The following is a 15,437-nucleotide window of genomic DNA, read 5'->3' on the forward strand; positions in this document are numbered from 1 at the left end:
GCAGACATCGTCGCCGTATGAGGATGGGCGGCATGTCTGAGACCAAGAGCCCGCTGCCCCGTGAGGTCGCCGACGCCTACGTCGACGAACTCGTCGCCCTCGACCCGGTCACCGGCACGTACCTCGGAGTGAAGGAGAGTGCGAGCAGGCTGCCCGACTTCTCTCCCGCGGGCCAGCAGGCCCTGGCGGAGCTGGCGCGGACCACCCTCGCGAAGCTGGACGAGGCCGAGCGGCAGCCCGGGGCGGACAGCGACGTGGAGCGCCGCTGCGGGCGTCTGCTGCGCGAGCGGCTCAGCGCCGAACTCGCGGTGCACGAGGCCGAGGAGAGCCTGCGCGCGATCGGCAACCTGCACACGCCCGGACATGTGGTGCGCGACGTGTTCACCGTGATGCCGACGCAGACGGACGAGGACTGGTCGGCGATCGCCGAGCGGCTGCGCGCGGTCCCGGCCGCGCTGGCCGGCTATCGCGAGTCCCTGGCGCTCGGTCTGGAGCGCAAGCTGTACGCGGCGCCACGTCCGACCGCCACCTTCGTCGACCAGCTCACGGAGTGGTCGGACACCGACGGCCAGGGCCGCGGCTGGTTCGAGGACTTCGTCTCGGCCGGGCCCCAGGCGCTGCGCGCGGAGCTGGACGAGGCCGCCCGCGGGGCGACCGCGGCCGTCGTGGAGCTGCGGGACTGGCTGCGGGACGTCTACGCACCGGCCATCGAGGGCTCTGCGAACACGGTGGGCCGCGAGCGGTACGCGCGCTGGTCGCGCTACTTCAACGGCACGGACCTGGACCTGGACGAGGCGTACGCGTACGGCTGGTCGGAGTTCCACCGCATCCTCGGCGAGATGAAGCAGGAGGCCGAGAAGATCCTGCCGGGTGCCGAGACGCCGTGGGTGGCGCTCGCGCACCTCGACGAGCACGGCACGCACATCGAGGGCGTCGACGAGGTCCGCGAGTGGCTGCAGGGGCTGATGGACCGTGCGATCGCCGACCTGGACGGCACGCACTTCGAACTCGCCGAGCGGGTGCGGAAGGTCGAGTCGCGCATCGCACCGCCCGGCGGCGCGGCAGCCCCGTACTACACGGCCCCCTCGGAGGACTTCTCGCGCCCCGGCCGCACCTGGCTGCCGACGATGGGCCAGACCCGGTTCCCGGCGTACGACCTGGTGTCGACCTGGTACCACGAGGGCGTGCCCGGTCACCATCTACAGCTGGCGCAGTGGGCGCACGTGGCCAAGGACCTCTCCCGCTACCAGGCCACGATCGGCGGGGTGAGCGCCAATGCGGAGGGCTGGGCGCTGTACGCGGAGCGTCTGATGGACGAGCTGGGCTATCTCACGGACCCGGAGCACCGCCTCGGCTACCTCGACGCGCAGATGATGCGCGCGGCCCGCGTGATCGTGGACATCGGCATGCACCTGGAGCTGGAGATCCCGGCGGACTCGCCCTTCCACCCGGGTGAGCGCTGGACGCCGGAGCTGGCCCAGGAGTTCTTCGGCGCGCACAGCAGCCGCCCGGCGGACTTCGTGGAGAGCGAGCTGACCCGCTATCTGACCATCCCGGGCCAGGCGATCGGCTACAAGCTCGGCGAGCGGGCCTGGCTGCTGGGCCGGGAGAACGCGCGCAAGCGGCACGGCGACGCCTTCGACCTGAAGGCCTGGCACATGGCGGCCCTCTCCCAGGGCTCACTGGGCCTGGACGACCTGGTGGACGAGCTGTCCCAGCTCTGATCGAGAGCGGGACCGGCGACGCCCTCGTGGGCGCCGCCGGTCACCGGCCGCCCCTTGGGACCTGTCCGGCCGATCATGCCGCAGACGCGAGCTACCCGGCCACCGTTGGTTTCCTGCGACTTGATCGGCCGGGCAGGTCCTAGTGCGGAAGCCGCCGCAGCTGTACGAGTCCGACCCAGGTCTCCGGTCCCGGCTGGGCGTAAGCGGCACGCACCGCGTACCGGCCCGGTGCCAGCGGCACCCTCAGGTGCTCCTGGTGGGCGGTGTCCGTGCCGGACCAGGCCGAGTCGAACAGGACGACGGGACCGGGCACGTCCCAGCCGACCTCGTCCTCCCATGCGGCCGCGTGGAGGGCGGCGGGAATTCCGGCCAGCAGATCGTCCTCGGAGTTCGCCGCACTCCACCGTACGAAGGTGCCGTGGTCGGCCAGGAAGGAGGTGGCGGCCGGTTCGTCGCCGAGCACCAGGGCCGCGCTGTCGCCGACGGGGAGCAGACCGACGTACCCGTCGACCTCGCACGCACGGTCGTAGTCGGTGTCCATCTCCTCGCCGTCGGCCCCGGACCAGAACGGCAGCACCGCCTCCGGGACGGCTATGAGCGGGCCGCCGCCCGACTCCACCCACTCCAGTACGCCTGGATCCGCGTATCGAGCCATGGGCAGAACCTACACGGGTGGGTGTCAGCAGCCGCACTCGCCCGCCACGGGTGCCGTCAGCGGGTCGGCGTCCCGGTTCGCCGGCCCCTGCCAGGTCTCGTAGGCGAAACCTTCCCGCGCCCAGTATTCGAATCCGCCGAGCATCTCCTTGACCCGGTAGCCGAGTTCGGCCAGGGCGAGGGCGGCCCGGGTGGCGCCGTTGCAGCCGGGACCCCAGCAGTACGTCACCACCGGCACGGACTTGTCGAGGAGCTGCTCGGCCTGCTCGGGGATGAGAGCGGTCGGCAGATGGACGGCGCCGGGGATGTGGCCCTGGTCCCAGGACTCGGTGGAGCGGGAGTCGAGGACGACGAAGCCGGGATCGCCGTCCCCCGCGAGCGCGGCGGCCACGTCGGAGACGTCGGCGTGGAAGGCGAGGCTCGCCCGGAAATGGGCGGCGGCCTCGGCGGGGGCGGCGGGGGCGACCCGCAGGACGGGGTTCACGGTGTTGGTGCTCATGGCAAAAAATCTATGGCCCCCGGCCCGCTCCCTGAAGCGGGGATCCCCGGGGTTCTGCTTGATCGGCCGGGGATTCCCCTGCTATTTCTCGGGGATGACCGCTTATTCCCCGGACGCCACCGACTGGCACATCCTCGACGTCCTGCAACGCGAGGGCCGCGCCAGCTTCGCGGAACTCGCCCGTGCCGTCTCGATGTCCTCCAGTGCCGTCACCGAGCGGGTCCGCCGGCTGGAGGAGGCCGGCGTCATCCAGGGGTACGCGGCGGTCGTCGACCTCGAGCGCCTGGGCCTGCCGATTCTCGCGTTCGTGCGGCTCAGGTACCCGAACGGCAACTACAAGCCTTTTCACGACCTGGTGGCCGCGACGCCCGAGATCCTGGAGGCGCACCATGTGACCGGCGACGACTGCTTCGTCATCAAGGTCGCCGCGCGGTCCATGTCCCATCTGGAAGCGATCTCGGGGAAGATCGGCGCCCTCGGCTCGGTCACCACGAGCGTCGTGTACTCGTCACCCCTGCCCCGGCGCCCGCTGGGGCGCTGAGTTCAGTCGGCACCCCGCTGCCGCAGCACCGATCCCGTTCTCCCCTTCACGACCTCCAGCTGCGCGTGGATCCGGCGCCGCAGATCGGCGACATGGCTGACGATGCCGACACTGCGGTCCCGTTCGCGCAGGGAGTCGAGCACGTCGAGGACCTCGTCCAGGGTCTGGTCGTCCAGGCTGCCGAAGCCCTCGTCGATGAAGAGCGTGTCCAGGCGGACCCCGCCGGCCTCGTCCGTCACGACGTCCGCGAGGCCGAGGGCGAGCGCGAGGGAGGCGAAGAACGTCTCGCCGCCCGACAGCGTGGCCGTGTCCCGCTCGCGCCCGGTCCAGGCGTCGACCACATGCAGCCCGAGCCCGCTGCGGCCACGGCCGGTGCGGTCGTCGGAGTGGACGAGGGTGTAGCGGCCGGAGGACATGCGCCGCAGCCGCACAGTGGCGGCGGCGGCGACCTGTTCGAGTCGGGCCGCAAGGACATACGACTCCAGGCGCATCTTGCGTTCGTTGTCCGCCGAGGTGCCCGCGGTGAGGGCGGCCAGACGGGCCACCCGGTCGTACTCCTCGCGCAACGGCGCCAGCCGTCGTACGCCGTCGGTCGCCCGGGCGGAGAGCCGGTCGAGTTCGGCGCAGCAGCGGGCGGCCCAGTCGCGGGCGGAGGCCGCGTCGCGCAGCCGCTGGGCGGCCGCGGCCGCTTCCCGCTCGGCCGCCTCGAGGTCGGCCGGCGGCTGCTGGGCGGCGGCCGCGGTGTCGGCCTCGGCCAGGACCGAGCGTACGGCTGCCTCCTCGGCGTGCCAGGCGTCCAGGCGCCGCTGGAGCTCGCGGTGCTCCGCGTCGTCGAGGAGCGCCGCGGCCGCTGCCTGCGGGGTCTCGAAGCCGGCCCGGTAGGCGGCGTCGGCGAGGCGGGCGTCGGCGTCCTTGAGCCGCTGGGCGGTGTCCTCGGCGGCGCGCGCGGTATCGGCCGCGTCGGTCAGCAGCGCGACCTGACGCTCCAGCTGCGCGGCCCGCGCGGCCACGCTGCCGGCGGTGCCCCGTGCCTGCGCCAACTCCTCTTCCAGGGCGACTCGTTCGCGCTCCAGGGTGTCCCGCCGGGCGATCCGGGAGGCGGTGCCGACCTCGGCCTGCCGTAGCTCGGTCTGGCGACGCTCGCGTTCGCGCTCGGCCCGCCGCAGCTCCTCGTGTGCGGGGTGCAGCCCGGAGGCGTCCCGGCGGGCCTGTGTGTAGGCACGTTCCAGCTCGTCCGCCTCGGCGGCGAGCCGGGCCGTGGGCGCGTCGCCCGCCTCGGCGGTGGCGGCGGCCAGGGCTTCCCGTACGACGCCCAGGCGCCGCTCGGCTTCGGCGCGCTGCTCGTCGGCCTGCCGGGAGGCGGCCAGGGCGCGCTCCTCGGCCTCGCGGTCGACGTGCCCGGCGACCCTGCGGGCGGGCGCGGGGTGTTCGGTGGCCCCGCAGACGGCGCACGGTTCGCCGTCGGTGAGGTTCGCGGCGAGTTCGGCGGCGATGCCGTTCAGGCGCTGTTCCTTGAGGTCGAGCCAGTGGGCCCGGGTCTCCAGGGCCTGCCGCTCGGCGGCGAGCGTCCGCTTCTGGGCGGCCTCGGTGTCACCGGCCAGCTGGTCGCGCATCCGGGCCGCGTTGAGCCGCCGCCGCGCGGGCTCGCGCTGTACGGCGAGCTGCTCGGACCGGGTGGCGGCCTCCTGCGCGGAGTCGATCCGGGCCTGCAGTCCCGCGCGCGTGACATCCCATTCGGCGAGCCAGCCCGCGGCGTCCCGCAGCACGTCCTCGTCGGCGCGCTCCTGACGGTCCAGTCCGGCGCGTTCCTCGGCGATCTCGGCGAGCCGCTGTTCCGCGCGGCGGGCCGATTCCAGGCCGCCCAGCTCCTCGGCGGCCCGGCGGGCGGCGGCGGCCAGCCCGGCGGGTCCGGCGTCGGTGAAGGTCTCGGGCAGCGGTCCACGCGCGCGTGCCTCGGCGGCGGCCGCTGCCCGGTGTTCGGCGTCGGCGGCCTCCCGCAGTTCCAGGGCCGGTGCCACCGTCTCCGCCTTACGGCCCCGCTCCATCCGCGTCTGCGTCTCGCGGTGGGCCCCGGACCGCCCCTCGAGCTGCGCCGCCCGCTGCCGCGCCTCGGCGAACCTGCCTTGCAGCCGCGCCAGTTCGCGTACGTCGGCCAGCACACGGTCCGCGGCGGCCTGGGCGGACTCGGCAGCGGTGAGGCGGCAGTGGGCGAGGGTGAGCCGTTCCCGGGCGGTGCTGCGGGCGACGGCCGCGGCGCCCAGCACGGCGTCGGCCAGGCCCGGCTCCCCCGGGGCCAGCTCGGGCAGCGGCATGGCGTCGCCCGCCTCCTGCTGCATGCGGTGCGCGTCGGCCAGCAGCGCGGCGTCGCCGTCCCTCACCCGTGCCTCCGTGGCGCGCCTGCGCTCGGCGAGGCGCTTTTCCACCTCGGCGAAGCGCCGGGTGTCGAAGAGGCGGCCCAGCAGTCTGCCGCGGGCCTCGGCGTCGGCCCGCAGGAAGCGCGCGAAGTCGCCCTGGGGCAGCAGGACGACCTGGCAGAACTGTTCACGGCTCATGCCGAGAAGCTGCTCGAACTCCGTCCCGATCTCCTGGTGCGAGCGGCTGAGGTCCTTCCAGGCGCGGGCCGCCGCGTCGTACTCGCGCAGCCGGCTCTGGGCCTTGTCCAGCGTCGTACCGGAGCCGCGCTTCTTGGGCCGCTCCCAGGGTGGCTGCCGGCTGACCTCCAACCGCCGTCCGGCGACGGTCAGTTCGAGGCGGACCTCGGTGCGGGTGCCCGCGTCGGCGTGGTCGCTGCGCAGGGAGAGGCCCTGGCCGGTCTGCCGGGCCCCGGGCACGGAGCCGTAGAGCGCGTAGCACACGGCGTCCAGGACGGAGGTCTTTCCGGCGCCCGTCGGTCCGTGCAGCAGGAAGAGCCCGGCGGCTGAGAGGGCGTCGAAGTCGACCAGCTGGCTGCCTCCGAAGGGACCGAAGGCGGTCACATCGAGCCGGTGCAGCCTCACCGCGCCACCTCCCGTACGACGTCGTCCGCGCGCACCGCGTCGAACGCGTCTCGGAGCACCGCCTGCTCCCGCCCGTCGGGACCGGCACCCCGTACATGGGCCACGAAGTCCTGGGCGATCTCCTGGTCGCTGCGGCCCGCGAGGCGTCCGGCGTACGACACGTCGGGGTCGTCCGGGGCGCGCTCCGGGGCGAACACGAGGCTGAGCGTGTGCGGGAAACGCTCGGTGAGCCGGGCCATGGGGTCGGCGGGGCGGACCGGGTCGGTGAGCGTCGCCTCCACCCAGGCGTCCTCGTGGCGGGCGAGGGCGGGGTCGGCGAGGAGTTCCTCCAGCGTCCCGCGGATCCGGGCCAGCGGCCGCGGGACCGGGCAGTCGACGCGCTCGGCGCCGACCGGGCCGTCGGTGCCGAGGTCGACGAGCCACATGCTCTTGCGGTGATCCGTCTCCGAGAAGGAGTAGGCCAGCGGGGAGCCCGAGTAGCGCACCCGCTCGGTGATGGTCTGGCAGCCGTGCAGATGCCCCAGGGCGACGTAGTCCACGCCGTCGAAGACCCCGGCCGGTACAGCGGCAACTCCGCCGACGGTGATGTCCCGTTCGCTGTCGCTGGCCTCGCCCCCGGTGACGAAGGCGTGCGCGAGGACCACGGAGCGGGTGCCGCGCGGACGTGCGGCGAGGTCGGCGCGGACGCGGTCCATGGCGGCCGCGAGCACGCTCTCGTGGCCTGCCTTCTCGACCCCGAACTCGTCCTTCACCAGGGCCGGTTCGAGGTACGGCAGCCCGTAGAAGGCCACGTCCCCGAAGGCGTCCGCCAGCACGACCGGCGTACCGCAGGCGGTCGGTTCGGTCCGCAGGTGGATACCGGCGCGCCCGATGAGACCGGCGCCGACGCCGAGCCGGCGGGCCGAGTCGTGGTTGCCGGAGATCATCACCGTGGGCACGCCCAGCGCAGCGAGCCGGTGCAGGGCGTCGTCGAAGAGCTCGACGGCGGCGAGCGGGGGCACCGCGCGGTCGTACACGTCTCCCGACACGACCACCGCGTCCACCTCGCGCTCGCGCACGGTGGTGACGAGGTGACCGATGAACTCTGCCTGGGCGCCCAGCATGTTCACGCGGTGGAACGCCCGGCCCAGATGCCAGTCGGACGTGTGCAGCAATCTCAAGAAACCGCTCCGCCCCGCACGCTTCCCCCTCCGACGCCCCCCGGACCAGCACCGACCGGCAACAGACTCGCGGTCAGCACCCACCACGCTAACGCCTCTGGGTGCCTGATCCATCACGGACCTCGATGTGTCACTCACATCCGGTGGCACATGACTCGATACATCCGGGATCATCCAAGTAGGCATGACATAACCAGAAAATTGATATTTGCACCTTTTACGCCTCTCGGATGAGACGCTGTATGAGCGGATCCGTGGGCTGGAGGCGACCGAGACCGATGGCACGAGACAAGGAAGGGAAACGACCCCGGCAGCCACACCTTCCCGACCTGCAGTTGCGTCTGCGTGCCGAGCTGGGCCGGATCGACGAGCAGCTGCGTTCCCTGCTGGACGCCATGGACCGGCTGCAGGGCCTGCTGGACGCGGTGGTGGCCATCAGCCGGGAGGTGGAGCTGCCCGCGGTGCTGGACCGCATCGTGACCACCGCCATGGACCTGGTCGGCGCCCGCTACGGAGCACTCGGCGTACTCGGCGAGTCCGGAGAGCGCTTGACGCGGTTCATCGCCGCCGGTCTGTCCGAGCAGGAACGCGCCGACCTGGCCGGGACCGACCCGCCTCGCGGTATGGGTGTCCTCGGCCACCTGATCCGCCATCCCGGGCCCCTGCGGGTCGACGACATCCGGGCCCATCCGGCCTCCGTCGGATTCCCGCCCGGCCACCCCGGTCTGCGCACCCTGCTCGGCGTCGCCATCACCGTCCGCGGCGAGATCTACGGTGACCTCTATCTCTCGGAGCGACTCGACGGACTGCCCTTCGACGCCCACGACGAGAACGTCCTCGTCGCCCTCGCCAGCGCCGCCGGTATCGCCATCGAAAACGTCCGCCTGTTTGAACAGGTTCGCGTCGGAGCCGAGCAGTTCCAGCGGCTTCTGCTGCCGACCCTCCCCGACCTGCGCCCCTTCACCGCCGCGGCCATCTACCGGCCCGCCGCCGAGCCCAGTCAGCTCGGCGGGGACTGGTACGACGCCGTCCCGCTGCCCGACGACGTCGTGGCGGTCGTCATCGGTGACGTGGTCGGCCACGATCTGCGGGCCGCCGCCGCCATGGCCTCCACCCGCAACATGCTGCGTGCCCTGCTGTTCGACCGGGGCAATACGCCCGGCGCGGTCCTCGCCCGGCTCGACCGCACCCTGCAGGCCATCACGAACAATCCCGTCACCACCACCACACTGGCGCGGATCGAGCCGGAGGGACCGGGCTGGCGGCTGCACTGGAGCACCGCGGGCCATGTCCCGCCCCTGCTGATCACCCCGGAGCAGAAATCCGAATATCTGTTCGCCGAGCCCGGGCTGCCGCTGGGGGTAGACCCCGAGCAACCGCGCCCCGACCACTCACGCTTCCTGCCCCCGGACGCCACCGTGGTCTTCTTCACCGACGGGCTGGTCGAGGACCCCCACCGTTCCATCGACGCGAGCCTGAACGCGCTCGGCACTCTCGCCGGCGCGCATGCCCATCTGCCCCTGCACGAGTTCGTCCAGGTGCTGGCCGATCAGCACCCCAGTGACGGACACGACGACATGGCCATTCTCGCCCTGCGCACCCCGCCCGTCTGACCCCCGGGCCTCCCGCCGGTGGCCGATGCCGACCCGGCCGTCTCTGCTGTGAGCGTCATGCCTGCCATGGAGGATCCGACGGATCGGACGGATGATGGACCTCGTGGCGATGTCGATGCGGAGGTCGCCCGATGAGTGTCGAGCGGCGTGAACGGCTCCGGCGCGGCAGTCTGGCTGTCCTGGAGATCTGCGTGGTCGCCGGGCTGTATTTCGGCTCGGCCAAGATGGGGCTGCTCCAGCAGCTGGTGCGCAGCCAGATCACCCCTCTGTGGCCGCCGACCGGTATCGCCCTGGCGAGCCTGCTCCTGCGTGGCCCCCGGGTCTGGCCCGGGATCGCGCTCGGCGCCTTCCTCGTCAACGTCACGCTCGGGCCGACCACCCTGGCCGTGCTCGCGATCGCGTCGGGCAACACCCTCGCGCCCATCTGCTCGTACGTGCTGCTCCGTCGTGCGGATTTCCATGTCGAACTGGACCGTCTGCGGGATGCGCTGGCGCTCATCTTCCTCGGTGCGTTCGCCGGGATGCTGGTCAGCTCGACGATCGGCTGCGGGACCCTGCGCCTGGCCGGTGTGCTGAGCCCCGACGACTTCTGGCCGGCGTGGTCGGTCTGGTGGACCGGCGACGCGATGGGCGTCCTGGTGGTGGCGCCGGTCCTGCTCGTACTCCGCTCGGCACGCCTGCCGAGGGACGTGCCACCGGCCCGTTGGGGGGAGGCGCTGCTCCTTGTCGCGGCCACGGTCGGCATCGGTCTCCTCGAGACCAGTCGCGCGCCGCTGCTGTTCCTCGGCTTCCCCCTGCTGATCTGGGCGGCCTTCCGCTTCCAGCTGGCCGGGGCCGCGCCCTGCGCACTGGCGGTCTCGACCTTCGCGATCATCTCCGCCAGCCGGGCATCGGGGCCGTTCGCCGGTCACGACCTGCTCACCAACATGATCACCCTGCAGGCGTTCAATGGTTCCGCCGCGCTGACCGCGCTTCTGCTCGCGGCAGCCGTCACCGAGCGCAACCAGATCCAGGTGGAGATCGCGCGCGCCTGCGGGCAGCTGGCCGACATGGTGGCCAAGATCGCCACCGGTGATCACCACCCGATGCTTCCCGACGGCCAGGGCCAGGAGGAGGAACACGGCGGACGGACCGCGAAACCGGTGTGATCACGCATCACGCATCACGCATCACGCATCACGCATCACCCGTCACGCATCACCCGTCACGCATCACCCGTCACGCATCACGCATCACGCGTCACGCGTCACGCGTCCCCGTAGGCCTCCCCGCCCAGTTCGAACCCGGCCGTCCCGGCAGTGATGTCGGCCAGCCAGGCGCGAAAGGCGTCCACGTCGGCGTCCGGCAGGCCGATCTCGATGGTGACCGCCTCGCCGTAGCGGACGTCGCGCACCTCGCGTCCGGTCGAGCGCAGGTCGTTCTGCACCTTGCCCGCGCGCTGGTGGTCCACGGTCACCGTGGCCAGCCTGAAACGGCGCCGGGTGAGTGTGCCGAGCGCGTCCAGGGCCTCACCGACCGCCCCGCCGTACGCCCGGATGAGGCCGCCCGCGCCGAGCTTGACCCCGCCGTAGTAGCGCGTGACGACGGCGACGACGTACCGCATGTCGCGGCGCAGCAGCATCTGGAGCATCGGGACGCCGGCCGTGCCGCCCGGTTCGCCGTCGTCACCGGCCTTCTGGGTCGAGGCGTCGGCGCCGATGACGTACGCCCAGCAGTTGTGGGTGGCGTCCGCGTGCTCCTTGCGGATCGCGGCGATGAAGTCCTGGGCCTCCTGCTCGGTGGCCGCCGGGGCGAGGGCGCACAGGAAGCGGGAGCGGTTGACCTCGGTCTCGTGCACGCCCGCGTGGGCGACTGTGCGGTACTCGTCCTGCATCCGGACAGCCTATGCGGACTGCCGCGGTGGCCCCGGCGGCCCCCGCTCCCGGGCCTACTCCTTCTTCCCTCGCGGCACGATCACCGACGTCAGCAGCGCCGTGCCCGGGCCGAGTGCCTCCCAGCCGGTGCCGTGCCAGGCCAGGACGGCGATCGCGGAGGTCGGGAACTTCGTCCGCACCTGGTCCAGCGCGTCGTCCAGGGCGTCGCCCGCGAGGTCGAGGACCAGGTCCTCCAGGCCGGGGTTGTGCCCGACCAGCAGGAGCGTCTCCACCTCGGGCGGGACCTCCCGTACGACGTCCAGCAGGTCCTCCGCGTCGGCCGCGTACAGCCGCCGGTCGTGCCGCACCGGAGGGGGCGTTCCCCATTGGCCCGAGGCCAGTTCCCAGGTCTGGCGGGCGCGTACGGCCGTGGAGCACAGGGCGAGGTCGGGGAGGCAGTCGGACTCGACGAGGGCGCGGCCGGCGGCCGGGGCGTCCCGGCGCCCGCGCGGTGCGAGCGGACGCTGGTGGTCGGGGACACCCTCGGGCCAGGCGGACTTGGCGTGCCGCAGGACGACCAGCCGACGCAGCGGGCCCGCTCCCGCGCGAGCGATCACGCGAGGGTCCCGAGGTCGCGGGCGAGGTCGAGGCCCAGCAGGCGGTCGGTGTAGGCGTAGGTCTCGAAGCGGGCGCCGTCCGGCAGGTCGGGGGCGGTCTCCACCCACCGCAGCACATTCAGTACCTCGGGCACGTCCAGATCGTCCTCCCATGCGGCCCGCAGCCGCCCTCGTACCTCGTCGGGAATCGGCCGCGACGGCCGACGCGCCCAGGTGGCCACGGCCTGCCGCCAGCGCGCGAGCGTCCGCCCGGCCTCCTCGAGCGCGGCAGCGTCGAGTCGCACAGGGGTGGTGCGCGGGCCGGCCAGCAGGGCGAAGCGCAGGGCGGAGGGGTCGGAGAGCAGGCTCGGGAGATCGCCGGAAGCAGCCGGGGACGGCTCCCCGGCCCGGGCCGCGGCGGCGTTCCCGGACGGCTCCCCCGCCCCGACGGCGGGAGCGACCCCGACCACGACCCCGTTCACGGGCGCGCCACCGCCGTCCCCCATCACGTGGACGATCTGCGCCTCGCCGAGCCCGGAAGCAAGGTCGTGGGCGTCCTCGAAGGGGCGGATGCCCAAGGTCGCGGCCGCCCCGCGGAGCTCGGCCTGGCGGCGGTGGCCGGTCAGCATCGCCCAGACGGGGGTGCCGCCGAGCTCCAGGGCCCGGACGAGGAGGTCGGCGACCAGGAGCACACGCAGGGACGAGGGGTCGAGGGCCGACGCGTGCGCCTCGACCCGGGTAAGGCCCCGGCGGGCGGGAGCGGCGTCGACGGTCGCGCCGGTTCGGGCGTCGGTGATGCGCAGCACGGGGCGAGCGTAGGCGGACGGAGGGCCGTACGCAGGCACTTGGTGCCGAATCCGGACACCGTGCCGCAAGATCGGGTACTCCTCCCGGCCGGGGGGAATCGCGTTCCGGCCCACGCTGTTGCCGGGAGGACACTTCCCCGGAGCCCAAGGAGGCCGACCGTGTACGGCGACGAAGCGACGATCCGCAGGATCCTGACCGAGCTCGGTGACACCTGGGCGGTGGTCGGCCTGTCCTCGAACCGCCGGCGCGCGGCGTACGGCGTGGCCGAGGTGCTGCAGCGGTTCGGCAAGCGTGTCGTTCCCGTGCACCCGAAGGCGGAGACGGTCCACGGCGAGCCCGGCTACGCCTCGCTGGAGGACATCCCCTTCGAGGTGGACGTCGTCGATGTCTTCGTCAACAGCGACCTCGCCGGGCTCGTCGCCGACCAGGCGGTCGCCAAGGGCGCGAAGGCCGTCTGGTTCCAGCTCGGAGTGATCGACGAAGACGCGTACAAAAGGACCCGAAACGCCGGGCTGGACATGGTCATGGACCGCTGCCCGGCGATCGAAATTCCTACTCTTCAGTAGTTGTCGCGCGATCTTCGCGCAATACGCAACTGAATACCCGCATTCGTTACCAGGCCCTGACCTGTGTAAAGCCCACCCCAACAGATGCCCAAGTGATGGGTCAAAATTTGGGAAACGGTCTTTTGCGGCTCGCGAACGCATCCCTAATGTGTGGCCTCTTGTCCGTTAAACCTGCGCACAGATCTGAGAGGCCACTTGACATGGTGAATGTCGACCATGCCGTGCCCCAAGCCAAAACGGAGTCCGGCGGCCTGCGGCGCGACGTCGGGCTGATCGGCCTGATGTGGGCCTCCGTGGGCTCCATCATCGGCTCCGGCTGGCTCTACGGCGCCGAGAAGGCGGTCGTCGTGGCCGGTCCCGCGGCGATCATCTCGTGGGTGATCGGCGCGGTCGCGATCGTGCTGCTCGCCCTGGTACACGCCGAACTCGGCGGCATGTTCCCGGTCGCGGGCGGCACGGCCCGCTACCCGCACTACGCGTTCGGCGGCCTGGCCGGCATGTCGTTCGGCTGGTTCGCCTGGCTGCAGGCGGCGACCGTGGCCCCGATCGAGGTCGAGGCCATGATCGGTTACGCCGGTCACTGGAAGTTCGCCCAGGGCCTCCAGCACACCGACGGAACGCTGACGACCGGCGGTTTCGTCGTCGCCGTCGCCCTCATGGCCGTCTTCGTCGGAGTCAACTTCTTCGGCGTCCGGGCCCTGGCGCACACCAACAGCGCCGCCACCTGGTGGAAGATCGCCGTCCCGCTCGCCGCGATCTTCATCATCGCGATCGGCAACTTCCACGCGTCGAACTTCACGTCCGAGGGCTTCGCGCCGTTCGGCGCCAAGGGCGTGCTCGGCGCCATCAGCTCCAGCGGCATCATCTTCGCGCTGCTGGGCTTCGAGCAGGCGATCCAGCTGGCGGGCGAGAGCCGCAACCCGAAGCGTGACCTGCCGCGGGCGACCCTCGGCTCGGTCGCGATCGGCGCCGTGATCTACGTCCTGCTCCAGGTCGTGTTCATCGCCGCGCTGCCGCACACCTCGTTCGCGCACGGCTGGGCCAAGCTCGACTTCCCCGGCATCAGCGGCCCCTGGGCGGGCCTGGCGACCCTGGTGGGCCTGGGCTGGCTGGGCTTCGTCCTCTACGTCGACGCGATCATCTCCCCCGGCGGCACCGGCCTGATCTACACCACCGCCACCTCGCGCGTCTCCTACGGCCTCGCCAAGAACGGCTACGCGCCGAAGGTGTTCGCCAAGACCGACGCCCGCGGCGTGCCGTGGTTCGGCCTCATCATGTCCTTCGTGACCGGCGTGGTCTGCTTCCTTCCGTTCCCGAGCTGGCAGGAGCTGGTCGGCTTCATCACCTCGGCGAGCGTGCTGATGTACGCGGGCGCGCCGCTGGCGTACGGCGTCTTCTCCGACCGTCTGCCGCACCACGAGCGCCCCTACCGCCTGCCCCTCGGCAGGCTCGTCTCCCCGCTGTCGTTCGTGGTGGCCAACCTGATCATCTACTGGGCCGGCTGGGACACCCTGTGGCGGCTGGGCTTCGCCATCGTCCTCGGCTACGTGCTGCTCGGCAGCTACGCCTGGTACGCCACCAGCAAGGGACTGCCGGACGCTCCCCGGATGAACTTCAGGTCCGCACAGTGGCTGCCCGGCTACCTGGTGGGCATGGGCGTGATCTCCTGGCTGGGCGGCTTCGGCGGCAAGGGCACCATTCCACTGTGGTGGGACATCCTCGTCGTCACCGCCTTCTCCCTGCTGATCTACTACTGGGCCAAGGCGACCGCGGCGCGGCCCGAGGAGATCGAGCGGAGCATCGACGAGGTCGTGGTCACCGACGCTCCGGCGCACTGACCGACACACCGTCGACGGTGTCCCGTCCGCCCCGGCTGACCTGCCGCGGCTGACGGGACACCGTCATGCTGGGCCGTACCTCTGCCCGTTGAGGGGGCAACGCCACCTGCTCCACTGCGACTTAGTCGCACGACCGGGCCGGGGACGGAGGCACCCCTCGGCCCGGCGCTGACCAGCGCCACCAGCGATCCGGACGAAGCGCTCGTCCTGCCGGAGCGGCTCAACGCCCCGCTTCGCCGAGGCGGTGGTCCGCGACCTTCAGTGCCTCGTCGACCAGGCGGCGCAGATGGCCGTCGCGGAGCGAGTAGACCACCCGGCGGCCCTCCTTGCGCGCATTCACGAGCCCCGCGAGCCGCAGCCGGGCCAGGTGCTGGCTCACGGCGGGCCGGGCCGCGCCGCACGCCTGCGTGAGCGTGGTGACATCGGCCTCCCCGGCCGTGAGCGCGTGCAGGAGGGTGAGCCGGGTGCGGTCACCCAGCAGAGCCAGGAGATCGGCGGCGAGCGCGAACTGCTCGCCGCCGGGGGTGCGCGGATGCGCATGATGCGCAGGTGATAGGTGCATGCGTGCGCTCATACGCACATAATGGGTT

14 protein-coding genes are annotated in these 15,437 nt (G+C 72.2%); 6 read left to right on the forward strand and 8 right to left on the reverse strand.

The window, feature by feature from the left end; all coding sequences use genetic code 11:
• Nucleotides 1-32: 32 nt before the first annotated feature.
• On the forward strand, nucleotides 33-1,724 hold the full coding sequence (locus Q8A52_RS35985; protein ID WP_316759282.1) for a DUF885 domain-containing protein: 1,692 nt from the start codon (nucleotides 33-35) through the stop codon (nucleotides 1,722-1,724).
• Between the two features lie 139 nt (nucleotides 1,725-1,863).
• Here the strand turns inward: Q8A52_RS35985 and Q8A52_RS35990 are convergent, their stop codons facing one another.
• Both Q8A52_RS35990 and Q8A52_RS35995 read right to left on the reverse strand, forming a co-directional pair.
• Complete coding sequence (locus Q8A52_RS35990; RefSeq protein WP_316759284.1) at nucleotides 1,864-2,379, reverse strand: immunity 21 family protein; 516 nt, start codon at nucleotides 2,377-2,379, stop codon at nucleotides 1,864-1,866.
• 24 nt (nucleotides 2,380-2,403) lie between these two features.
• The gene (locus Q8A52_RS35995; protein WP_316759285.1) at nucleotides 2,404-2,877 is read right to left on the reverse strand and encodes a rhodanese-like domain-containing protein; all 474 of its coding nucleotides are present in this window, start codon (nucleotides 2,875-2,877) and stop codon (nucleotides 2,404-2,406) included.
• A gap of 94 nt (nucleotides 2,878-2,971) precedes the next feature.
• Between Q8A52_RS35995 and Q8A52_RS36000 the strand changes: the two genes are divergently transcribed.
• Nucleotides 2,972-3,418 (forward strand): Lrp/AsnC family transcriptional regulator, encoded by a 447-nt coding sequence (locus Q8A52_RS36000; protein ID WP_316759288.1) that lies wholly within the window; start codon nucleotides 2,972-2,974, stop codon nucleotides 3,416-3,418.
• A gap of 2 nt (nucleotides 3,419-3,420) precedes the next feature.
• Here Q8A52_RS36000 and Q8A52_RS36005 read toward each other — a convergent pair whose 3' ends face one another.
• Nucleotides 3,421-6,414, reverse strand: a complete 2,994-nt coding sequence (locus tag Q8A52_RS36005; protein WP_316759291.1) for an SMC family ATPase — start codon at nucleotides 6,412-6,414, stop codon at nucleotides 3,421-3,423.
• A complete protein-coding gene (locus Q8A52_RS36010) occupies nucleotides 6,411-7,574 on the reverse strand; it encodes an exonuclease SbcCD subunit D (protein WP_316759294.1) in 1,164 nt (387 codons plus the stop codon). The genes Q8A52_RS36005 and Q8A52_RS36010 overlap by 4 nt, the downstream gene beginning before the upstream one ends.
• A 278-nt stretch (nucleotides 7,575-7,852) precedes the next feature.
• Here Q8A52_RS36010 and Q8A52_RS36015 point away from each other — a divergent pair, with 278 nt between their 5' ends.
• Together Q8A52_RS36015 and Q8A52_RS36020 are read left to right on the forward strand one after the other, a co-directional pair.
• Complete coding sequence (locus tag Q8A52_RS36015; RefSeq protein WP_316759297.1) at nucleotides 7,853-9,187, forward strand: PP2C family protein-serine/threonine phosphatase; 1,335 nt, start codon at nucleotides 7,853-7,855, stop codon at nucleotides 9,185-9,187.
• Nucleotides 9,188-9,318: 131 nt separating this feature from the next.
• On the forward strand, nucleotides 9,319-10,335 hold the full coding sequence (locus Q8A52_RS36020; protein ID WP_316759299.1) for an MASE1 domain-containing protein: 1,017 nt from the start codon (nucleotides 9,319-9,321) through the stop codon (nucleotides 10,333-10,335).
• 98 nt (nucleotides 10,336-10,433) lie between these two features.
• On the opposite strand, the gene Q8A52_RS36025 is transcribed toward Q8A52_RS36020, so the two are convergent.
• The 3 genes from Q8A52_RS36025 to Q8A52_RS36035 are packed head-to-tail and all read right to left on the reverse strand — an operon-like array spanning nucleotide 10,434 to nucleotide 12,481.
• The gene (locus Q8A52_RS36025) at nucleotides 10,434-11,060 is read right to left on the reverse strand and encodes a YigZ family protein (protein ID WP_316759302.1); all 627 of its coding nucleotides are present in this window, start codon (nucleotides 11,058-11,060) and stop codon (nucleotides 10,434-10,436) included.
• Between the two features lie 54 nt (nucleotides 11,061-11,114).
• Nucleotides 11,115-11,657 carry a SixA phosphatase family protein gene (locus Q8A52_RS36030; RefSeq protein WP_316759304.1) on the reverse strand — a complete coding sequence of 181 codons (543 nt, stop codon included), beginning with the start codon at nucleotides 11,655-11,657 and terminating at the stop codon, nucleotides 11,115-11,117.
• Nucleotides 11,654-12,481 carry a hypothetical protein gene (locus Q8A52_RS36035; protein ID WP_408649309.1) on the reverse strand — a complete coding sequence of 276 codons (828 nt, stop codon included), beginning with the start codon at nucleotides 12,479-12,481 and terminating at the stop codon, nucleotides 11,654-11,656. Before Q8A52_RS36035 ends, Q8A52_RS36030 begins: the two co-directional genes overlap by 4 nt.
• Before the next feature lie 120 nt (nucleotides 12,482-12,601).
• Here Q8A52_RS36035 and Q8A52_RS36040 point away from each other — a divergent pair, with 120 nt between their 5' ends.
• Together Q8A52_RS36040 and Q8A52_RS36045 are read left to right on the forward strand one after the other, a co-directional pair.
• The gene (locus Q8A52_RS36040) at nucleotides 12,602-13,009 is read left to right on the forward strand and encodes a CoA-binding protein (protein ID WP_316759306.1); all 408 of its coding nucleotides are present in this window, start codon (nucleotides 12,602-12,604) and stop codon (nucleotides 13,007-13,009) included.
• A 200-nt stretch (nucleotides 13,010-13,209) separates the two neighbouring features.
• Nucleotides 13,210-14,847, forward strand: a complete 1,638-nt coding sequence (locus tag Q8A52_RS36045; RefSeq protein WP_316759307.1) for an APC family permease — start codon at nucleotides 13,210-13,212, stop codon at nucleotides 14,845-14,847.
• A gap of 220 nt (nucleotides 14,848-15,067) precedes the next feature.
• Here the strand turns inward: Q8A52_RS36045 and Q8A52_RS36050 are convergent, their stop codons facing one another.
• The gene (locus Q8A52_RS36050; RefSeq protein WP_316759308.1) at nucleotides 15,068-15,421 is read right to left on the reverse strand and encodes an ArsR/SmtB family transcription factor; all 354 of its coding nucleotides are present in this window, start codon (nucleotides 15,419-15,421) and stop codon (nucleotides 15,068-15,070) included.
• Between the last annotated feature and the right edge of the window lie 16 nt (nucleotides 15,422-15,437).

The sequence above is a fragment of the Streptomyces herbicida genome, assembly GCF_032656585.1.
GTDB classification, from domain to species: domain Bacteria; phylum Actinomycetota; class Actinomycetes; order Streptomycetales; family Streptomycetaceae; genus Streptomyces; species Streptomyces herbicida.

Bases quoted from the DNA above. Each gene is read 5' to 3' on its own strand.
- Q8A52_RS35985 (WP_316759282.1), top strand. From the start codon at position 33: ATGTCTGAGACCAAGAGCCCGCTGCCCCGTGAGGTCGCCGACGCCTAC.
- Q8A52_RS35990 (WP_316759284.1), bottom strand. From the start codon at position 2,379: ATGGCTCGATACGCGGATCCAGGCGTACTGGAGTGGGTGGAGTCGGGC.
- Q8A52_RS35995 (WP_316759285.1), bottom strand. From the start codon at position 2,877: ATGAGCACCAACACCGTGAACCCCGTCCTGCGGGTCGCCCCCGCCGCC.
- Q8A52_RS36000 (WP_316759288.1), top strand. From the start codon at position 2,972: ATGACCGCTTATTCCCCGGACGCCACCGACTGGCACATCCTCGACGTC.
- Q8A52_RS36015 (WP_316759297.1), top strand. From the start codon at position 7,853: ATGGCACGAGACAAGGAAGGGAAACGACCCCGGCAGCCACACCTTCCC.
- Q8A52_RS36020 (WP_316759299.1), top strand. From the start codon at position 9,319: ATGAGTGTCGAGCGGCGTGAACGGCTCCGGCGCGGCAGTCTGGCTGTC.
- Q8A52_RS36025 (WP_316759302.1), bottom strand. From the start codon at position 11,060: ATGCAGGACGAGTACCGCACAGTCGCCCACGCGGGCGTGCACGAGACC.
- Q8A52_RS36045 (WP_316759307.1), top strand. From the start codon at position 13,210: ATGGTGAATGTCGACCATGCCGTGCCCCAAGCCAAAACGGAGTCCGGC.
- Q8A52_RS36050 (WP_316759308.1), bottom strand. From the start codon at position 15,421: ATGAGCGCACGCATGCACCTATCACCTGCGCATCATGCGCATCCGCGC.